General features: G+C 65.9%; 15 protein-coding genes. 8 read left to right on the top strand and 7 right to left on the bottom strand.

All coding sequences use genetic code 11. The features are described 5' to 3' along the window. The first annotated feature begins 317 nt into the window (after positions 1–317). Positions 318–1,217, top strand: a complete 900-nt coding sequence (locus K8U54_RS18990) for a LysR family transcriptional regulator (RefSeq protein WP_249907271.1) — start codon at positions 318–320, stop codon at positions 1,215–1,217. A 6-nt stretch (positions 1,218–1,223) separates the two neighbouring features. On the opposite strand, the gene K8U54_RS18985 is transcribed toward K8U54_RS18990, so the two are convergent. Both K8U54_RS18985 and K8U54_RS18980 read right to left on the bottom strand, forming a co-directional pair. After that, positions 1,224–2,546 carry an ATP-binding protein gene (locus tag K8U54_RS18985; RefSeq protein ID WP_249910477.1) on the bottom strand — a complete coding sequence of 441 codons (1,323 nt, stop codon included), beginning with the start codon at positions 2,544–2,546 and terminating at the stop codon, positions 1,224–1,226. Positions 2,547–2,575: 29 nt separating this feature from the next. Then, positions 2,576–3,322, bottom strand: a complete 747-nt coding sequence (locus tag K8U54_RS18980; protein WP_249907270.1) for a response regulator transcription factor — start codon at positions 3,320–3,322, stop codon at positions 2,576–2,578. Positions 3,323–3,482: 160 nt separating this feature from the next. Here K8U54_RS18980 and xseA point away from each other — a divergent pair, with 160 nt between their 5' ends. The 5 genes from xseA (at position 3,483) to leuA (ending at position 9,853) form a co-directional block, all read left to right on the top strand. Continuing rightward, complete coding sequence (gene xseA, locus K8U54_RS18975) at positions 3,483–4,862, top strand: exodeoxyribonuclease VII large subunit (protein ID WP_249907269.1); 1,380 nt, start codon at positions 3,483–3,485, stop codon at positions 4,860–4,862. Between the two features lie 17 nt (positions 4,863–4,879). Beyond that, complete coding sequence (locus tag K8U54_RS18970) at positions 4,880–5,701, top strand: M23 family metallopeptidase (protein ID WP_249907268.1); 822 nt, start codon at positions 4,880–4,882, stop codon at positions 5,699–5,701. Positions 5,702–5,769: 68 nt separating this feature from the next. Next, positions 5,770–6,438: a glutathione S-transferase gene (locus K8U54_RS18965; RefSeq protein ID WP_249907267.1), complete on the top strand. Its 669-nt coding sequence runs from the start codon at positions 5,770–5,772 to the stop codon at positions 6,436–6,438. Between the two features lie 184 nt (positions 6,439–6,622). Next, positions 6,623–7,885, top strand: a complete 1,263-nt coding sequence (locus K8U54_RS18960; protein WP_249907266.1) for a mechanosensitive ion channel family protein — start codon at positions 6,623–6,625, stop codon at positions 7,883–7,885. Between the two features lie 291 nt (positions 7,886–8,176). Further along, a complete protein-coding gene (leuA, locus tag K8U54_RS18955) occupies positions 8,177–9,853 on the top strand; it encodes a 2-isopropylmalate synthase (RefSeq protein WP_249907265.1) in 1,677 nt (558 codons plus the stop codon). A gap of 198 nt (positions 9,854–10,051) precedes the next feature. Here the strand turns inward: leuA and K8U54_RS18950 are convergent, their stop codons facing one another. The 5 genes from K8U54_RS18950 to K8U54_RS18930 form a co-directional block, all read right to left on the bottom strand. Further along, positions 10,052–11,587, bottom strand: a complete 1,536-nt coding sequence (locus K8U54_RS18950) for an APC family permease (RefSeq protein WP_249907264.1) — start codon at positions 11,585–11,587, stop codon at positions 10,052–10,054. 158 nt (positions 11,588–11,745) lie between these two features. Continuing rightward, positions 11,746–12,501 carry a gamma-glutamyl-gamma-aminobutyrate hydrolase family protein gene (locus K8U54_RS18945; protein WP_249907263.1) on the bottom strand — a complete coding sequence of 252 codons (756 nt, stop codon included), beginning with the start codon at positions 12,499–12,501 and terminating at the stop codon, positions 11,746–11,748. A gap of 51 nt (positions 12,502–12,552) precedes the next feature. Continuing rightward, the gene (locus tag K8U54_RS18940) at positions 12,553–13,830 is read right to left on the bottom strand and encodes an NAD(P)/FAD-dependent oxidoreductase (protein ID WP_249907262.1); all 1,278 of its coding nucleotides are present in this window, start codon (positions 13,828–13,830) and stop codon (positions 12,553–12,555) included. 76 nt (positions 13,831–13,906) lie between these two features. After that, on the bottom strand, positions 13,907–15,400 hold the full coding sequence (locus K8U54_RS18935; RefSeq protein ID WP_249907261.1) for an aldehyde dehydrogenase: 1,494 nt from the start codon (positions 15,398–15,400) through the stop codon (positions 13,907–13,909). A gap of 13 nt (positions 15,401–15,413) precedes the next feature. After that, positions 15,414–16,796: a glutamine synthetase family protein gene (locus K8U54_RS18930; protein ID WP_249907260.1), complete on the bottom strand. Its 1,383-nt coding sequence runs from the start codon at positions 16,794–16,796 to the stop codon at positions 15,414–15,416. 156 nt (positions 16,797–16,952) lie between these two features. Between K8U54_RS18930 and K8U54_RS18925 the strand changes: the two genes are divergently transcribed. After that, on the top strand, positions 16,953–17,843 hold the full coding sequence (locus K8U54_RS18925; protein WP_249907259.1) for a LysR family transcriptional regulator: 891 nt from the start codon (positions 16,953–16,955) through the stop codon (positions 17,841–17,843). Positions 17,844–18,126: 283 nt separating this feature from the next. Then, complete coding sequence (locus K8U54_RS18920; RefSeq protein ID WP_249907258.1) at positions 18,127–19,191, top strand: NAD(P)-dependent alcohol dehydrogenase; 1,065 nt, start codon at positions 18,127–18,129, stop codon at positions 19,189–19,191. Positions 19,192–19,290 lie beyond the last annotated feature (99 nt).

The following is a 19,290-nucleotide window of genomic DNA, read 5'->3' as shown; positions in this document are numbered from 1 at the left end:
CCAGGCTCCAGTCCGGTTTGGGTGCGGTTTGCTGGGCAGAAGCACTGTTCGCCTCGAGGGCGAAGCCCAGGGTCAGGCTCAGGGTCGCCAGCCACTTGCGCCAGGCGGCGCCGGGGCTGGCCAGGGTGGGCGTTTGCAGGATGGTGGTCGTCATTGTTCAATCCTCTTGTCGGTAGGGATCCGACGGTTCGCAGCGATGCGGCCCGTCGACGTGAACCATTGTTCAACGGGTAGCGCTCCACGATAAGCCGTATAAAATTGGACGCCATGTACGGCCATTCGTACAATCCAGCCACCTATCTCGAGGGTGTCCAGCCATGCGCCAGCCCAACCTGACGGACGTCGCCCTGTTCGCTGCCGTGGTCGAAGCCGGCGGCTTCCGGATAGCGGCGCAGAAACGCGGCATGCCGGCCTCGTCGATCAGCGATTGCGTGCGTCGCCTGGAAAGCGACCTCGGCGTACGCCTGCTCAACCGCACCACCCGCAGCGTGTACCCCACCGAAATTGGCGCACGCCTGCTGCAACGGCTGCGCCCGGCCCTGGATGAAATCGGCGCCGCCTTCAGTGACCTCGACGACGAGGCGCAACAGCCCGTGGGCACCTTGCGCCTCAACGTGCCGGTGCCCATCGCCCGCTTCGTGCTGCCGCGCCTGATCCCCGCCTTTCTCGAGTGCTACCCCGGCGTCAGTGTCGAGGTGACGATGGACAACACCTTCGTCGACGTGGTGGCCGCCGGCTATGACGCCGGCGTGCGCTACGAGGAAAGCCTGGCCAAGGACATGATCGCCGTGCCCATCGGGCCCCGTCGGCAGCGTTTCGTGGCGGGCGCCGCGCCGGCCTACCTTGTGCGCCACGGCACGCCGCAGCAACCGCGCGACCTGCTCGAACATCGCCTGATCGGCCATCGTTTCGAGAGCGGCAAGCTGGGCGTGTGGGAGCTGGAAAAGGACGGCGAGATCGTCCGCGTGCCACCCCAGGGGCCGCTGCTGTCCTCGTCCCAGGACCTGGAAGTAGGCGCCGCGGTAGCTGGTGTCGGCATCATCTACACCTTCGAGGAATACCTGGGCCCGCTGTTCGCACAGGGCGCGCTGGTGCCGGTGCTGGAAGACTGGTGGCAGGCGTTCGACGGCCCCTACCTCTACTACAACGACCGCCGCCACGTGCCTTCGCCGCTCAGGGCGTTCGTGGATTTTCTCAAGGCCGAAAACCAGGGCTGAGCCGGCTCACCCCTGCGCCGGTAAGCGCACCACCGCACACAGGCCGGCAGGCGGGCGGTTTTCCAGGCTCAGCTCGCCGCCATGGGCCTGCACGCAGGCGCGGGCGATGGCCAGCCCGAGGCCCAGGCCTCTGCCACGCCGCTCGCCACTCAACTGCACGAATGGCTCGAACACCTGCGCCAGCTTCCCGGGATCGATGCCCGGGCCATGGTCGAGAACTTCCAGGCACAACTCCCCGGACGCATACCGCTGCAGGGTGACCTGCGCATCGCCACCATGCAGCAGGGCGTTGTCGATCAGGTTGGTCAACGCCCGCTTGAGGGCCAGCGGTCTGCAGCGGCAGAACAGCTCATCACCGAGCCGCCAGACGACCGGCTGATCCAGGGTGCGATAACGCTGCGCCAGGTCTGCCAGCAGCCGGTTCAGGGACAGCCGCACCGTCGGCTCCTGCACCGCATCGTCGCGGATGAAATCCAGCGTTTCGGCGACCATGGCGCGCAGCTCGTCGAGGCTTTCCAGCAGATCCTCACGCAGCGGCCCCTCATCGAGCAGCTCGAGTTGCAGGCGCAGCTCGGTCAGCGGCGTGTTGAGGTCATGGCTGAGCGCCGCCAGCATGCGCGTGCGCCCCTCCACATGGCGAGCGACACGCTCCTGCATGCGGTTGAACGCCTGGCCCAGCTCCTGCGCCTCGCGGGGCCCCGCTAGCGGCAGCGGAGCGATACGCTCGCCGCGGCTGATGCACTCGGTGGCCGCGGCCAAGGCAGCGAAGGGCCGCACCACACGGCCAATGAAGAACAATAGAATAAGCAGGATCGGCACAATACTGACCGGCAGCGCATAGGCCAGCAGGCGGCCCCATTCATAGGCGCCGGACGGATGCTGCAGGGCATTCAGATACGCCCCGCCCGGCAGTACGATGCTGCTGCGCAGCCGCAGCGGCTCCCAGCCCGCCGGGCTCAACACCTGTTCACGGGCCGGGCCGCCGCCTACACGCTCGAGCTGCATATGGATCCGCTCGGGCGGTACCTGCAACCGTGTGGCCAACTGACTGGTCAGCCGCCGTTCTTCGGCATGCATCGAGAAAGGCTGCACATCCGCCGCACCGGCCACCCAGAACCGCGCCTCGGCGTCGCCCATGGCTGCCAGTAGCCGCCCGTTATCGGTCGGGGCCAGCTGCGTGGCAGCGTGGTAGGCGGTGCTCAGCCGCTCCAGCAGTTGATCGCGAGACAGCGGATGCACCAGCTCGCCGGTGCGCTGCAACAGCAGCACGGCGATGGCGTGAGACGCCAGCAGGGCGATGATCAGCAACACCGCGAGTTGATGAACCAGGCGCTGCGGCCACAACCGCGCCAAGCGCTTCATGCAGAGGTTACATCCGCCACCAGCATGTAGCCGTCGCCCCATACGGTGCGCAGCAGGTCATCGCGTCCGGAACTGTCGATCAATTTGCGGCGCAGGCGGCTGACCTGACGGTCGACGGTGCGGTCGAACAGGTCGCTGTCCGCCCGGGCGGTCAGGTCGATCAGTTGCGCGCGGCTCAACAACTGATGGGGATGGTCGAGAAACACCTGCAGCAGACGTCCCTGCGTGGTGCTCAGGTGCGTGGTCTGTCCCGCGCTGTCGCACAGGCTGGCACTGCCACTGGCGAATGCCAGGCCGGCGAAGCGGTAATGGCGCACCTGCGCGGAAGGCTCGACCCGCTGCGGCTCTGCCGCGACCGCGCCGCGCCTGCGCAGCACGCTGTTGAGGCGCGCCACCAGCTCGCGCGGCTCGAAGGGTTTGGTCAGGTAGTCATCAGCGCCCAGGTCCAGGCCGCGAATGCGGTCGCAGGTGGCGTCACGGGCGGTAAGCAGGATCACCGGCATGCCGCTGCGCCGATGCAGGCGGCTGCACAGCTCGAAACCGTCGCCATCGGGCAGCATCACATCCAGCACCAGCACATCGAAGGGCTGGCCGTCGAGCAGTTGCCACATGCCCTCGGCGCTTTCCGCGGTGCGCACGTCGAACCCATGCTTGCGCAGGTAGGCGGCCAGCGGCTCGCGGATCTTGCGGTGGTCATCGACGACCAGCACGCGCGGGGCGGAAAACGGAGAGCGTGGATTCATGATGGCGCGCAGGGCTGGTTATGCGGAGGATTATCATTTGCATGGCGATGATAAACCAGAGCCATCCAGCCTGCCGAGTCGCCGCGGTGCAGCTCGCCGGCCATACCAATTACTGACATGCGGTTTCGCGGCGCGCACGCCGCGGCTTATCATGCCGGCCATGATCAAAGACCCGTTCCAACGCCTGAACCTCGACCGCGAGGTGCTCAGCGTCAGCCAGCTCAACAACCGCGCGCGCCTGCTGCTCGAAGATGTCTTCGGTGGCATCTGGGTCGAGGGCGAGATTTCCAACCTGGCGCGCCCGGCTTCCGGGCACATCTACTTCACCCTGAAAGACAGCCAGGCCCAGGTGCGCTGTGCGCTGTTCCGGCAGAACGCCGCGCGGGTGCGCCAGGCGCTGCGCGACGGCCTGGCGGTCAAGGTGCGCGGCAAGGTCTCGCTGTTCGAGGGCCGTGGCGACTACCAGCTGATTCTCGACGCGGTGGAGCCCGCCGGCGATGGTGCCCTGCGCCTGGCCTTCGAGGCGCTGAAGGAGAAGCTCGGCGCCGAAGGGCTGTTCGCCGCCGAAAGCAAACGCGCCCTGCCCGCCCACCCGCGGCGCATCGGCATCGTCAGCTCGCCGACCGGTGCGGTGATCCGCGACATCATCAGCGTGTTTCGCCGCCGTGCCCCGCAGGTCGAGCTGAGCCTGATTCCCACCGCCGTACAAGGCCGCGAGGCGACTGCGCAGATCGTTCGCGCCCTGAAACTGGCCGATGCCCAGGGCTTCGATGCGTTGATCCTGGCCCGCGGCGGCGGCTCCCTGGAAGACCTCTGGTGCTTCAACGAAGAGGCCGTGGCCCGCGCCGTGGCCGCCTGCGTAACGCCCATCGTCAGCGCGGTGGGCCATGAAACCGATGTGTCGATCAGCGATTTCGTCGCCGACGTGCGTGCGCCCACGCCATCAGCCGCCGCCGAGCTGCTGGCGCCGCACAGCAATGACCTGGCGCAGCGGGTCAGCGTGCTGCAACGGCGCCTGACCCTGGCGATGCACGGCCGCCTGGCCCGCGAGCGAATGCGCCTCGACGGCCTGACCCGACGCATGCGTCACCCTGGCGAGCGGCTGCGCCAGCAAGCCCAGCGCCTCGATGATCTGGACATGCGCCTGCGCCGCGCCTTCACCCAGCAGCTCAATGGGCGCAGCCACAAACTGGCGCAACTCGAGGCCCGCCTGGCCGGCCAACACCCCGGGCGCCACCTCAAGCTACTGCGCCAGCGCCTCGACAGCTTGGCCGAGCGCCTGCCGCGGGCGATGAAAGAAGGTCTCAAGGCCCGTCGCCTGGCGTTGCAGAGCCAGATGCAGACGCTGCACGTGGTCAGCCCGCTGGCGACCCTGGGGCGCGGTTACAGCATTCTGCTCGATGAGCGCGGCCGGGCGATTCGCAGCGCCGCCGCCACCCACCCCGGGCAACGCCTCAAGGCGCGCCTGGGCGAAGGCGAGCTGGACGTGCGCGTCGAAGACAATCACCTTGCCCCCGTTACCCTGTCGCTGCTCGACTGATACCGATAAGGACTCCAATGCGTTCACTGATATTGCTGCTCACCCTGTGCCTCGCCCTGCCCGCCCACGCCGAAGGCTTTATCAGCCGGCTGCTCAACAAACCGGTGCCTGGCGGCGTGGCGGTGGTCGACCTGGGCAACAGCGCCAGTGCACCCAGTGCCACCTATCAGGGCAAGCCGGTGCTGGTGGTAAAAGAGGACGGGCAACGCTGGATCGCCATCGTCGGCATCCCGCTGAGCGTGAAGCCCGGCACCCAGCAGATCGAATCCGCCGGCCAGCGCCTGAGCTTCCAGGTGAGCAACAAGAAGTACGTCGAGCAGCGCATCACCATCAAGAACCAGCAGCAGGTCAATCCCAACGCCAAGAACCTTGCGCGCATCGAGAAGGAGCTGGCCGAGCAGACCCGCGCCTACCGGCAGTTCAGCCCGCGCCAGCCGAGCAACCTGCTGTTCGACAAGCCGGTCAATGGGCCGCTGTCGAGCCCCTTCGGCCTGCGCCGCTTCTTCAACGGTGAAGAACGCAACCCGCACTCCGGGCTGGATTTCGCCGCCAACCGCGGCACGCCGATCAAGGCGCCGGCGGCCGGCAAGGTGATCCTGGTGGGCGACTACTTCTTCAATGGCAAGACGGTGTTCGTCGACCATGGCCAGGGCCTGATCAGCATGTTCTGCCACCTCTCGGAGATCGGCGTGAAGGTTGGCGACGAGCTGCCCCGCGGCGGCGTGCTCGGCAAGGTCGGCGCCACTGGCCGCGCCACCGGGCCGCACCTGCACTGGAACGTCAGCCTCAACGACGCACGGGTCGACCCGGCGATCTTCATTGGTGCCTTCAAGCCTTGAAGCTGGGCGGCGCTGCAGGTTCACGTCTAATCTGAGCGGCAGTCGCCCGACCTTCCCGAGGAGCCCTGATGATCACCGTCCACCACCTCAACAACTCGCGTTCGCAGCGCATCCTCTGGCTGCTCGAAGAACTGGGCGTCGAGTACCAGATCAAGCGCTACGAGCGTGACCCGAAGACCCTGCTCGCCCCGCCGGAGCTGCGCGCCGTGCACCCGCTGGGCAAGTCGCCGGTGGTCACCGACGGCGACCTGACCCTGGCCGAGTCCGGCGCCATCATCGACTACCTCGCCAACCGCTACGGCCCGCACCTGCTGCCCCCCGCCGAGAGCCCCGAACGCCTGCGCTGCAATTACTGGCTGCACTACGCGGAGGGTTCAGCCATGCCACCGCTGCTGCTCAAGCTGGTGTTCGACAAGGTGGAAAGCAGCCCGATGCCGTTCTTCGTCAAACCCATCGCCCGGGGCATCGCCCGGAAGGTCAAGAGCGCCTTCGTCACGCCGCAACTCAAGCTGCACCTGGACTACCTGGAAAGCGAGCTGGCCACGAGCACCTGGTTCGCCGGCGAAACGTTCAGCGCCGCCGACATCCAGCTGAGCTTTCCGCTGGAAGCCGCCGCGGCGCGCGCCGGCCTGGACGCCAGCCGCCCGCGTCTGATGGCCTTTCTCGAACGCATCCACGCCCGCCCCGCCTACCGCCGCGCCCTGGAGAAGGGCGGCGAATACGCCTACGCTAGGTGAGGCCATGATCGGCGTCCTGCCAGGGGCGCCCCGTCACCGCAGCACCGCTCGCCCCCTGCGCAGCCACTGAGCCAATGGTTACCAGAGATGCGCAGATGCCCGCCGGCAACCTGGGTTTGCTAAGGTACGCGCGCCATCGCCCGGTGCGCCGACGGTGGCGGTCATGAAACCAGCGAGAGATGCGATGAAAGAACAGTACCAGGCCACACTCGCGTGGCTGCAGCAATACCCCGAACTGCATACCCTGATCAGCCTGTGCCTGCTGCTCGCTGGCGCCTGGCTGGCCAACTGGGTGGTCAAGCGCATCCTGGTGCGCGGCCTGTACCGGGCACTGCGCTCCACCACCGTGGGCCAGGACAAGGCATTGGCCGACTCCCACGTAGTGCGCCGCCTGGCCAACATCGTGCCGGCGTTGATCCTGGCCAGCGGCATCAAGGTGATCCCGCACTTGCCGGCGGCCGTGGTCACGGTGGTGGAGAACGTCTGCAGCGCCTTCATCATCCTGACCATCGCCCTGGCCATCGGCGGCGTGCTGAATCTGGTCAACGCCTTCTACCAGCGCCGCCCGAACGCACACCTGAAGCCGATCAAGGGCTACATCCAGGTGGTGACCATCGTCATCTACGCCATCGCCACCATCCTGATGATCGCCACGTTGATCGATCGCTCGCCGCTGATCCTGCTGTCCGGCCTCGGCGCCATGGCCGCGGTGCTGATGCTGATCTTCCAGGACACCCTGCTGTCGCTGGTTGCCAGCGTGCAGATCTCCTCCAGCGATATCGTGCGCGTCGGTGACTGGATCGAGATGCCACAGCTGAACGCCGACGGTGATGTCATCGATATCGCCCTGCACACCGTCAAGGTGCAGAACTGGGACAAGACCATCACCACCATTCCCACCAAACGCCTGATCAGCGACCCGTTCAAGAATTATCGCGGCATGCAGGAATCCGGTGGCCGCCGCATCAAGCGGGCGATCTACCTGGACCAGACCAGCGTGCGCTTTCTCAGCCCGGACGAGATCGCCCGCCTGCAACGCTTCCTGCTGCTCGGCCAGTACCTGAGCAGCAAGCAGAGCGAGCTGCTGAGCTGGAACGCCGAACTGGCCGATGCCGCCCAGGAGCCGGCCAATACCCGCCGGGTGACCAATCTCGGTACCTTCCGCGCCTACGTCGAGCATTACCTGCGTCAGCACCCGGGCATCAACCAGAACATGACTCAGATCGTGCGCCAGCTGCAGCCCACCGCCGACGGCCTGCCGCTGGAGCTGTACTGCTTCACCAATACCGTGGCCTGGGTGCCGTACGAGGGCTACCAGTCGGACATCTTCGATCACCTGCTGGCGATCCTCCCGGAGTTCGGTCTGCGGGTGTTCCAGCACCCGAGCGGGGCGGACATGCGCGAACTGCGCCCCGCCCTGCAGGGCAGCGGCTCTTCTCCGGCCTGAATACTGCGCAACGCAACCGCAAAAAGTCCGTCAGGCACGCAATAAAAAACCACCAAGGCGCACACCTTGGTGGTTTCCACCAATTTCAAAGACAGACTTGCCAGCTTTACCCCCAATGGTTAGGGTTGAGCCCATGACCATCTCCCAGACCCTCATCCTGCTTCGGCAACACGCCAATCTCTGCCTGGTCGCTCAGCGACTGCGCTAGGGTCTGCCGGCCCCCTTTCTCGCGTTTCGCTTTCTCTCTTTTTCCAGCACGGCCCACCCTGGCCCTCGCCTCAGGATCGATTCATGAGCATGCTCAAAGACCCGTCGCAAAAGTACCGCCCGTTCACTCAGATTCAGATTCCGGACCGCACCTGGCCCGACAAGATCATCGACAAGGCGCCGATCTGGCTGTCCACCGACCTGCGCGACGGCAACCAGTCGCTGATCGAGCCGATGGACGCCGAGAAGAAGATGCGCTTCTTCAAGTGCCTGGTGCAGGTGGGCCTGAAGGAAATCGAAGTGGGCTTTCCGTCCGCTTCGCAGACCGATTTCGACTTCGTGCGCGAGCTGATCGAAGGCGGCCACATCCCGGACGACGTGACCATCCAGGTGCTGACCCAGGCCCGTGACGACCTTATCGAGCGCACCTTCGAGTCCCTCAAGGGCGCCAAAAAGGCCATCGTCCACTACTACAACGCCTGCGCGCCGAGCTTCCGCAAGATCGTCTTCAACCAGGACAAGGCGGGCGTCAAAGCCATCGCCGTTTCCGCCGGCACCACCATCAAGCGCCTGGCCGCTGCAGCGCCGGAAACCCAGTGGGGCTTCGAGTACTCGCCGGAGGTGTTCAGCAGCACCGAAATCGACTTCGCCGTCGAGGTGTGCAATGCGGTGATCGACGTGTTCCAGCCGACCCCGGCCAACCCGCTGATCCTCAACCTGCCCGCCACCATCGAGTGCGCCACGCCGAACAACTACGCCGACCAGATCGAGTGGTTCGGCCGCCACGTGAGCAAGCGTGACAGTGTGCTGATCAGTGTGCACACCCACAACGACCGCGGCACCGGTGTCGCGGCTTCGGAGCTGGCGGTGATGGCCGGCGCCGATCGCGTCGAAGGCTGCCTGTTCGGCAACGGCGAGCGTACCGGCAACGTCTGCCTGGTGACCCTGGCGCTGAACCTCTACACCCAGGGCGTCAACCCGCAGCTGGACTTCTCCGACATCGATGCGGTGCGCAAGGTGGTCGAGGACTGCAACCAGATTCCGGTGCACCCGCGTCATCCGTACGTCGGCGATCTGGTGCACACCGCCTTCTCCGGCTCGCACCAGGACGCCATCCGCAAGGGCTTCGCCCAGCAGCAGGAAGGCGCGTTGTGGGAAGTGCCGTACCTGCCGATCGACCCGGCCGACATCGGCCGCGACTACGAGGCGGTGATCCGCGTGAACAGCCAGTCCGGCAAGGGCGGCATCACCTTCCTGCTCGAGCAGGAATACGGCATCAACCTGCCGCGCCGCATGCAGATCGAGTTCAGCCAGGTGGTGCAGAAGGAAACCGATCGCCTGGGCCTGGAGATGACCGCCTCGCAAATCCACAAGCTGCTCGACAGCGAATACCTCAAGGCCACCTCGCCCTACGAGCTCAAGGGCCATCGCCTGGAAGAAGAGAACGGCGAAAGCCGCGTCGACGCCAAGGTGCAGGTCAACGGCCAGGAACAGCGCTGGAGCGGTTCGGGCAAGGGCGCGCTGGAAGCCCTGGCCTCCAGCCTGCCGGTCGCTGTCGAAGTGATGGACTACCACGAGCACGCCATTGGTGGCGGCGCCAACGCCAAGGCCGCCTGCTACATCGAGATCCGACTCGACGGTCAGCGCCCGCTGCACGGCATCGGTATCGACGAGAACATCACCACGGCGAGTTTCCGCGCGCTGTTCAGCGCCCTGAACCGTGCGGTGAAACAGGCCGAGGAAAAGTCCCAGGCCGCTTGATGATCGGCCTGCGGTAAACGACAAAGGGACGCTTCGGCGTCCCTTTGTCGTTTCTGAGACCAGGTGGCCTGGCGTTGAGCACAGCTCGTAGGGCGGACCGGGACGCCGGCCGCTCGTAGCGAAGCGAACGGTCCGCCATCACCTATCGATCCTGACACAGGGCAACGGCGTACTGCTTCGCGGGTACGCCCTGCTGCGCTACCGCGCCTTCACCGGCTTCACCTGCTTCTGCAGGGTATTGCCATCGAAGAACGCCGGCGCCTGCCAGCGGGCGATGAACATCAGCACCAGGCCCAGCAGCAGGATCACCACGGCGATCACGAACACCAGTCCAAGACCACCGACGTGCGAGCCGCTGCCGAAATCCGGCGACATGCTGTCCAGGGTGGTCTGCCAGAAGATGATCGACAGCATCACCGCGCCCACCAGCGGGCACAGGCCGCGCATGAAGAAGTGCCGCGCGCTGTCGAATAGGCTGTGGCGGAAGTACCAGACACAGGCGAAGGCGGTCAGCGCGTAGTAGAAGCAGATCATCATGCCCAGGGCGGTGATGGTATCGGCCAGCACGTTCTCGCTCAGCGTGCGCATGGTCACGTAGAACACCGCGGTGGCGATGCCGGCGGCGATAGTGGCGTAGCGCGGTGTCTGCGAATGCGGGTGCACGCTGGCGAAGCGCTTGGGCACCGCCCGGTAGTAGCCCATGGCGAGCAAGGTGCGCGCCGGTGAAATGAAGGTCGATTGCAGCGACGCCGCGGTGCTGGCCAGCACGGCGATGGACATCAGGATCGCCAGCGGCCCCATCACCGGGCCGGCCAGGTGAGCGAAGACGTTTTCCTGGATCTGCGCATTGCCCAGGCCCAGGCCGCTGTCGCCGGTGCCGGCGAACTGCAGGGTGGCCGCCGCAGTGAACAGGTACAGGGCGAGAATCAGCAGCACGGTCAGGGTCGCGGCGCGCCCCGGCACCTTTTCGCTACCGACCGATTCCTCACTGACGGTCAGGCACACGTCCCAGCCCCAGAAGATGAAGATCGACAGCGACAGGCCCGCCGCGAAGGCCGAGAACGAATCGATATTGAACGGGTTGAACCACTCGGGATGGAAGACCACCGGCGAGCTGTCCGGCGCGGCGGCGAAGGCGGCGACGGAAAAGCCGATCAGCACCACCAGCTGCAGCGCTACCAGGGTGTATTGCACGCCCATGGTCATGCCGATGCCCCGGCAGCACACCCACACCGCCATGGCGATGAAGGCGCAGCAGGTGACGATGTTGACCAGCAGGTTGCGGGTCAGGTCGGCCAGCCAGTCCAGCCCGGTCAGCTGGGCGAGAAACAGGTAGAAAAAGTCCACCGCAATGCCGGCCAGGTTGGACAGCACGATGGTGGTGGCAGTGACCAGCCCCCAGCCGCCGATCCAGCCGATCATCGGCCCGAAGGCCCGCGCCGACCAGGTGAACGAGGTGCCGCTGTCCGGCTCCGCGGCATTCAGCTCGCGGTAACCCAGGGCCACCAGCAGCATCGGCAGAAAGCCGACGATAAAGACCGCCGGCAGGTACACGCCAACCTCGCGCACCGTCGGGCCCAATGCACCGGTCAGGGTATAGACCGGTGCGATGGTGGAGATGCCCAGCACCACGCAGGCCAGCAAACCGACCTTGCCCTGGGCCAGGCCCTTGCCGGACACCACGGCGGCGGCGCCAGCGACGGGCGTTGCCGACGCATCTGTGTAATCACTCATAAGTCTCTGCCATCGTCTTGGAATTGTTTCCGAACGTGGCCGGGATCTGCAGGGCGGGCAGCGTGCCAGCGGGCTTCAGCCTGCGGCCCTGGAGCCTGGGGAAGATCCCGACCCGTTCAGGTCAGAGCACCCGGAACCCGAGCGGGTTCAGGGCGGATTCAGCGGGCGTCGCGCGCCCGAGCGTAGGCCTGGCAGGCATCGCGGAACGCCTGGAACAACCTCAGCGACTCGGGGTTCTCGGCGAAGCGCCACTCCGGGTGCCACTGCACGCCGATCAAAAAGCCCGGCGCATCGGGGATCGACACCGCTTCCACCAGGCCATCGGGCGCCAGCGCCTCGACACGCAGGCGCTCGGCCAGGCGGTCGATGCCCTGGCTGTGCAGCGAGTTGACCTGGAACTGCGCCGGCAGGCCGATCCGCTCGAATACCCCGCCCGGCTGCACGCTGACCGCATGCTGTGGCGCGTACTGCTCGGCCACCGAATCGCGCTGCGGCTCGCGATGGTCCAGATAGCCCGGCAGCTCCTGTACACGCTGGTGCAGGGTGCCGCCCAGGGTCACGTTGAGCTCCTGGAAGCCACGGCAGATGCAGAACACCGGCACACCCTTGTCGATGGCCAGGCGCAGCAGCGGCAAGGTATTGGCATCACGGCTCGGGTCGTGCTGGGTGCCTTCCAGGCTCGGCGTGCCCTGGTAGTGGCGCGGCTCGACGTTGGACGGCGAGCCGGTAAACAGGATGCCATCGAGCTGCTCGAGCAGCTGCTGCGGGTCGCTCGGCGTGCTGCGCGCTGGCAGCACCAGTGGCAGGCCGGCGTAGGCCGCCGCCTCGACGTACTTGTCGCCAACCGTGTGGGAATCGTATTTGCCAAGTTGCTGCCGGCAGGCAGTCACGCCGATCAGGGGCATGCGGGTCATGGTGTTCTCTCCGGAAAAGCCTGCCGACGGCACACGTCGGCAGGCGTAGCATCAGAAACCCAGGCGGTCACGCAGCTGGTAGTAGGCGGCACCCAGGGCGGTGAACGGCACGCGCAGCAGTTGCCCACCCGGGAATGGGTAATGCGGCAGCCCGGCAAAGGCGTCGAAGCGCTCGGCCTGGCCGCGCAGCGCCTCGGCCAGCACCTTGCCGGCCAGGTGCGTATAGGTCACGCCGTGTCCGCTGCAGCCCTGGGAGTAGTAGATGTTCTCGCCGATGCGGCCGACCTGGGGCAGGCGCGACAGGGTCAACAGGAAGTTGCCGGTCCAGGTGTAATCGATCTTCACGTCCTTGAGCTGCGGGAAGGTCTTGAGCAGCTTGGGGCGGATGATCGCTTCGATGTCCGCCGGGTCGCGGGCGCCATAGACCACACCACCGCCGTAGATCAGGCGCTTGTCGGCCGTCAGGCGGTAGTAATCGAGCAGGTAGTTGCAGTCTTCCACGCAGTAGTCCTGGGGCAGCAGGCTGTGGGCCAGCTCGTCGCTCAGCGGCTCGGTGGCGATCACCTGGGTGCCGCAGGGCATCGACTTGCTCGCCAGCTCCGGTACCAGGCCGCCCAGGTAGGCGTTGCCGGCGACCACCACGAACCTGGCCTTCACCTGGCCGTTGGGCGTGTGCACCACCGGCTGCGGGCCGCGGTCGATGCGGGTGGCCGGGCTCTGCTCGTAGATGGCGCCACCCAGTGAGGTCACCGCAGCGGCTTCACCCAGGGCCAGGTTGAGCGGGTGGATATGGCCGCCGCTCATGTCCAGCATGCCGCCGACATAGCGGTCGGTGCCGACCACTTCGCGGATGCGCCGCTCGTCCATCAGCTCCAGCTGGGTATGGCCGTAGCGCTCCCAGAGCTTCTTCTGGGCTTCGAGATGGCCCAGCTGCTTGCCGGTGATGGCGGCGAACACGCCACCGTCCTTCAAGTCGCACTGGATGCCGTACTTGGCGACCCGCTCGCGGATGATGCGCCCGCCTTCGAAGGCCATCTCGCCGAGCAGCTGGGCCTGGCGTGCGCCGACCTGCTTTTCGATGACGTCGATGTCGCGGCTGTAGCTGTTGACGATCTGCCCGCCGTTACGGCCCGAGGCGCCGAAACCGACCTTGGCGGCTTCCAGCACGGTCACCCGGAAACCGTTTTCCAACAGGAACAGTGCGGTGGAAAGGCCGGTGTAGCCGGCGCCGATGATGCATACATCCGTCTCGACGACGTCCGTGAGTGCTGGGTAATCGACCCGCGGGTTGCGCGAGGCGGCGTAGTAACTGTCGACGTGTTGAGTCATGGAATATCTCCCAAAGCGCCTAAATATGAGGCCAAAGCACAGGCGCCCCGCTGTGGCAGCGGGCCGCATCCCTTACTTAGATTTTTATCCAGGTCGCTTTCAGTTCGGTGTATTTGTCAAAAGCATGCAGCGACTTGTCGCGGCCATTGCCCGATTGCTTGAAGCCGCCGAACGGCGCGGTCATGTCGCCGCCGTCGTACTGGTTGACCCACACACTGCCGGCGCGCAGCGCCCGCGCGGTGCGGTGGGCGCGGGAAATGTCGCGGGTCCACACCGCTGCGGCCAGGCCATAGGGCGTGTCGTTGGCGATGCGGATGGCTTCCTCGTCGCTGTCGAAGGTGATCACCGACAGCACCGGCCCGAAGATCTCCTCGCGGGCGATGCGCATGGCGTTGTTCACACCGGCGAAGAGGGTCGGCTGCACGTAGCTGCCGCCGGTTTCCTGCAGGGCGCGCTCACCACCGGTAAGGATCTCGGCGCCCTCCTCGCGACCGACCTCGATGAAGCCGAGCACGGTGGCCAGGTGGCCGTCATCGACCAGCGCGCCGACGCGGGTGTCCGGCTCCAGGGCGTGACCGGGTTTCCACCTCTGCAGCGCCTCGACCACCATGGGCAGGAAGCGCTCCTTGATCGAGCTTTCCACCAGCAGGCGCGAGCCGGCGACGCACACTTCGCCCTGGTTGAAGGCGATGGCGGTGGCCGCTGCCTCGGCTGCGGCCTGCAGGTCCGGGGCATCGGCAAAGACGATGTTCGGGCTCTTGCCGCCGGCCTCCAGCCAAACGCGCTTCATGTTCGATTCGCCAGCGTAAATCATCAGTTGCTTGGCGATCCGGGTGGAGCCGGTGAACACGAGGGTGTCGACGTCCATGTGCAGGGCCAGGGCCTTGCCCACGGTATGGCCGTAGCCGGGCAGCACGTTGAAGACGCCAGCCGGAATGCCCGCCTCCATCGCCAGCTGAGCGACGCGGATGGCGGTCAGCGGCGACTTCTCGGAGGGTTTGAGGATCACCGAGTTGCCGCTGGCCAGCGCCGGGCCGAGCTTCCAGCTGGACATCAGCAGCGGGAAGTTCCACGGCACGATGGCCGCCACCACGCCGACCGCTTCGCGAGTCACCAGGCCAAGCTGGTCGTGGGGCGTCGGCGCGACCTCGTCATACAGCTTGTCGATCGCCTCGGCGCTCCAGCGGATGGCGTTGGCCGCCGCCGGTACGTCGATGCTCAGCGAGTCGCTGATCGGCTTGCCCATGTCGAGAGTTTCCAGCAACGCCAGTTCCTCGGCATTGGCCAGCAGCTTGTCGGCGAAGGCGATCAGTACCCGCTTGCGCTGCGCCGGCGCGAGCCTGGCCCAGTCGCCGCGCTCGAACACGGCGCGAGCGGCCTTGACCGCCAGCTCGGCATCCTCGGCCATGCAACTGGCCACGCGGGCCAGCTGGCGGCCATCCACCGGGCTGATGCTGTCGAAGGTCGCACCGCCCACGGCATCGCGATAGCTGCCGTCGATAAAGGCCCGGCCTTCGATGCGCAGGCCCTGGTAACGCTGCTCCCAATCCTGGCGAGTCATGGTGGTCATGCTCATCACTCCGTTAGACGGTATGCAGGTACCAGTTGTATTCGAGGTCGGAAATGGTGGTCTCGAACTCGTGCATTTCCGCTTCCTTGCAGGCGACGAAGATGTCGATGTATTCCGGGCGGATGTACTTGTTCATCACCTCGCTGTCGTCCAGCTCGCGCAGGGCATCGCGCAGGTTGTTCGGCAGGCTCTGTTCCAGCTGTTCGTAGGAGTTGCCCTCGATCGGCGCCCCCGGCTCCAGCTTGTTGGTCAGGCCGTGGTGAATACCGGCGAGGATCGAGGCCATCATCAGGTACGGGTTGGCATCGGCACCGGCCACCCGGTGCTCGATGCGGATCGCGTCGCTGCTGCCGGTCGGCACGCGTACCGCCACGGTGCGGTTGTCCAGGCCCCAGCTTGGCGCGTTCGGCACGTAGAACTGGGCACCGAAACGCCGGTAGGAGTTGACGTTCGGGCATAGGAAGGCCATCGACGCCGGCATGGTGTCGAGGATCCCGGCGATGGCATGGCGCAGCGGTGCGTGCTGCTCCGGGTCGTCGGTGGCGAAGATGTTCTGCCCGGTCTTCTTGTCGAGCAGCGAGATGTGCACGTGCAGACCGTTGCCCGCCTGGCCCGGATAGGGCTTGGCCATGAAGGTCGAATCCATCTCGTGGTCGTAGGCGATGTTCTTGATCAGACGCTTGAGCAGCACCGCGTAGTCGCAGGCCTTGATGGCGTCTTCGACGTGATGCAGGTTGACCTCGAACTGCGCCGGGGCACTTTCCTTGACGATGGCGTCGGCCGGCAGATCCTGCTCCTTGGCGGCTTCGAGCATGTCCTGCAGGCAGTCGACGTACTCGTCGAGGTCGTCGATCAGGTAGACCTGGGTAGAGATCGGGCGCTTGCCGGAAATCGGCGAACGCGGTGGCTGCGGCCGCCCGTTCACGTTTTCCTGGTCGATCAGGTAGAACTCCAGCTCGAAGGCGGCGCAAATGGTCAGGCCCAGCTCGTCGAACTTTTCCACCACCTGGCGCAGCACTTCACGGGGGTCGGCGAAGAACGGCGTGCCGTCCAGCTCGTGCATGGTCATCAACAGCTGCGCGGTGGGGCGCTTCTGCCAGGGCTCCTTGCACAGGGTGTCGGGGATCGGGTAGCAGATACGGTCGGCGTCGCCGATGTCCAGGCCCAGGCCGGTGCTCTCCACGGTGGAGCCGTTGATGTCCAGGGCGAACAGCGAGGCCGGCAGGTTGATGCCTTTTTCATAGACCTTGTGCAGGCTGGCGCGCTCGACGCGCTTGCCACGCACGATGCCGTTCATGTCGGTGATAAGCAGGTCGACGTACTGAACCTCAGGGTGTTCCTTGAGAAAGGTGTTCGCTTCGTTGAGCTGAACAACACGTGGGGAAACCGAAGTCATGGGAAATACATCCTTTCGCATCGGCGCGCCCGCGCAAGACATATCACGAGCCTTGGCGCCTCATTATTCTGGGTATCCGCTAGCGGATTTGATTCTAGGCAACGCCTTGAGTATAAGTGGGCGCACACGCAACCGATACTGGCAACAGAGCAATTGATGATTGCACCCACGCAATATCAGATCAGCCACGTCGACCTCGCCCTGGTGCTCGCCCTGGTGCGCGGACGCTCTCTGGCACGGGCCGCCGAGCAGTTGCAGGTGGATGTGTCGACGGTGTTCCGGGCCATCCGCAAGCTGGAGGCCAATCTCGGTATCGCCCTGTTCGAGAAGAGCCGCCGCGGCTACATGCCGACCCAGAGCGCCCAGGCCCTGGCCGAGCAGGCCGAGCGCGCCGAGCAGGCCCTGGATGCCGCGCGGATCGCCCTGCAGCACGGCGAAAAAGTCATCAGCGGCACGGTGCGCCTGACCTGCACCGATGCGGTACTGCAGAACCTGCTGCTGCCCAGCCTGGCCGAGCTGATGCCCCGTTACCCGGCGCTGTCCCTGGAGCTGGCCACCACCAACACCTTCGCCAATCTCAGCCGCCGCGACGCGGACATCGCCCTGCGCCTGTCCAACGCACCGCCCGAGCACCTGGTCGGCCGTCAACTCGGCCACACCGCCTATTACATCTGCGGCCGCCCGGAACACCGTGACGCCTTTCTACAGGCGCCGACCGCAGTACCGTGGATCGCCCCGGACGACTCCATGCCCGACCACATCACCGTGGCCTGGCGCCACCAGGTGCACCCCAGCCTGGTGCCGCGCTACCGCTGCAGCAGCATGTCGGCGGTCGCCACCCTGGTGCAGGGCGGCCTGGGCATCGCCGCCCTGCCCGACTTCATGGCCCGCAGCCTGAATGGCGTGGAGCGCCTGAGCGAGGCACTGGTCGCTTGCGACACCGACCTGTGGCTGCTGACCCGCCCCGACTGCCTGGCGCTACGCTCCGTGCAGACGCTGTTCGACGAGCTCACCCCGCTGCTGCGCGCGCGCCTTAACAGTCGCTAGGCGATCCGACTCCGCTCCAGGGTCGCTGCCCGGCGCGACGCGCTGCGGTTCAATCACCCTGCCATAAAACCCACTACTGGCCCCCACGCAGCAACTGAGCGCAGGTCGATTCGAACCCGCCAAGATGCAGGCAGGGAACCATCTACCGGCCTGTACCTCCTAAAACCACAGGATCAGGACAGACAGCGACAGGATTGTGCAATCGACCCGGCACCGGGCTGCACTACGCTTATCCACCCCCCGCGGCCACAAGCCGCCGATTCACAACCGACAGGAATTGCCCATGACCACCATTCTCGGCTATGCCGCCCAGGACTCCAGCAAACCTCTCGCGCCCTACCGCTTCCAGCGCCGCGCCGTCGGCGCCAACGACGTGCAGATCGACATCCTCTACTGCGGCGTCTGCCATTCCGACCTGCACACCGCGCGCAACGAGTGGAAGAACACCCTGTACCCCTCGGTGCCTGGCCACGAGATCGTCGGCAAGGTCACCGCCGTCGGTAGCGACGTGACCGGCTTCAAGGTCGGCGACCTGGCCGGCGTCGGCTGCATGGTCGACAGCTGCCGGAGCTGCTCGTCCTGTTCCGAAGGCCTGGAGCAATACTGCGAGAACGGCTTCACCGGCACCTACAACGGCCCGCTCTTCGGTGGCGAAAACACCTTTGGCGGCTACTCCGACGCCATCGTCGTCGACCAGAAGTTCGTCCTGCGCATCCGCCATACCGACAACCTGGCCGCTGTTGCGCCGCTGCTCTGCGCCGGCATCACCACCTACTCGCCGCTGCGCCAGTGGAACGTCAAGCCGGGCGACAAGGTGGGTATCGTCGGCCTCGGTGGCCTCGGCCATATGGGCGTGAAGATCGCCGCCGCCATGGGCGCTCACGTGGTGCTGTTCACCACCTCGCCGAACAAGCGTGAAGACGCCCTGCGCCTGGGCGCTGCCGAAGTGGTGGTGTCGAAGAACGCCGACGAGATGGCGGCCCACGCCAACAGCTTCGACTTCATCCTCAACACCGTGGCCGCCCCGCACAACCTGGATGCCTTCCTCGGCCTGCTCAAGCGCGACGCCACCATGACCCTGGTCGGCGTACCGGACTCGGCGCACCCGTCGCCGGAAGTCTTCGGCCTGATCTTCAAGCGCCGCCGCCTGGCCGGTTCGCTGATCGGCGGCATCGCCGAAACCCAGGAAATGCTCGACTTCTGCGCCGAGCACAACATCGTCTCGGACATCGAAATGATCGATATCCAGAACATCAACGAAGCCTACGAACGCATGCTCAAGAGCGACGTGAAGTACCGCTTCGTGATCGACATGGCTTCCCTGGCCAAGGATCAGGACGCGGCGTAACGTCGGCGCCTGATGGCCCAACGGCCCGGTCTCGCCTTCGCGAACCGGGCCGTTGGTTTTTATACCGGCATCGTCAAGGGACTCAACCGGTTAACATCA

The organism is Pseudomonas fulva (assembly GCF_023517795.1).
Classification (GTDB): Bacteria; Pseudomonadota; Gammaproteobacteria; order Pseudomonadales; family Pseudomonadaceae; genus Aquipseudomonas; species Aquipseudomonas fulva_D.
The sequence above is the reverse complement of the archived record's forward strand: the minus strand, read 5'-3'. Positions and strand labels throughout refer to the sequence as shown.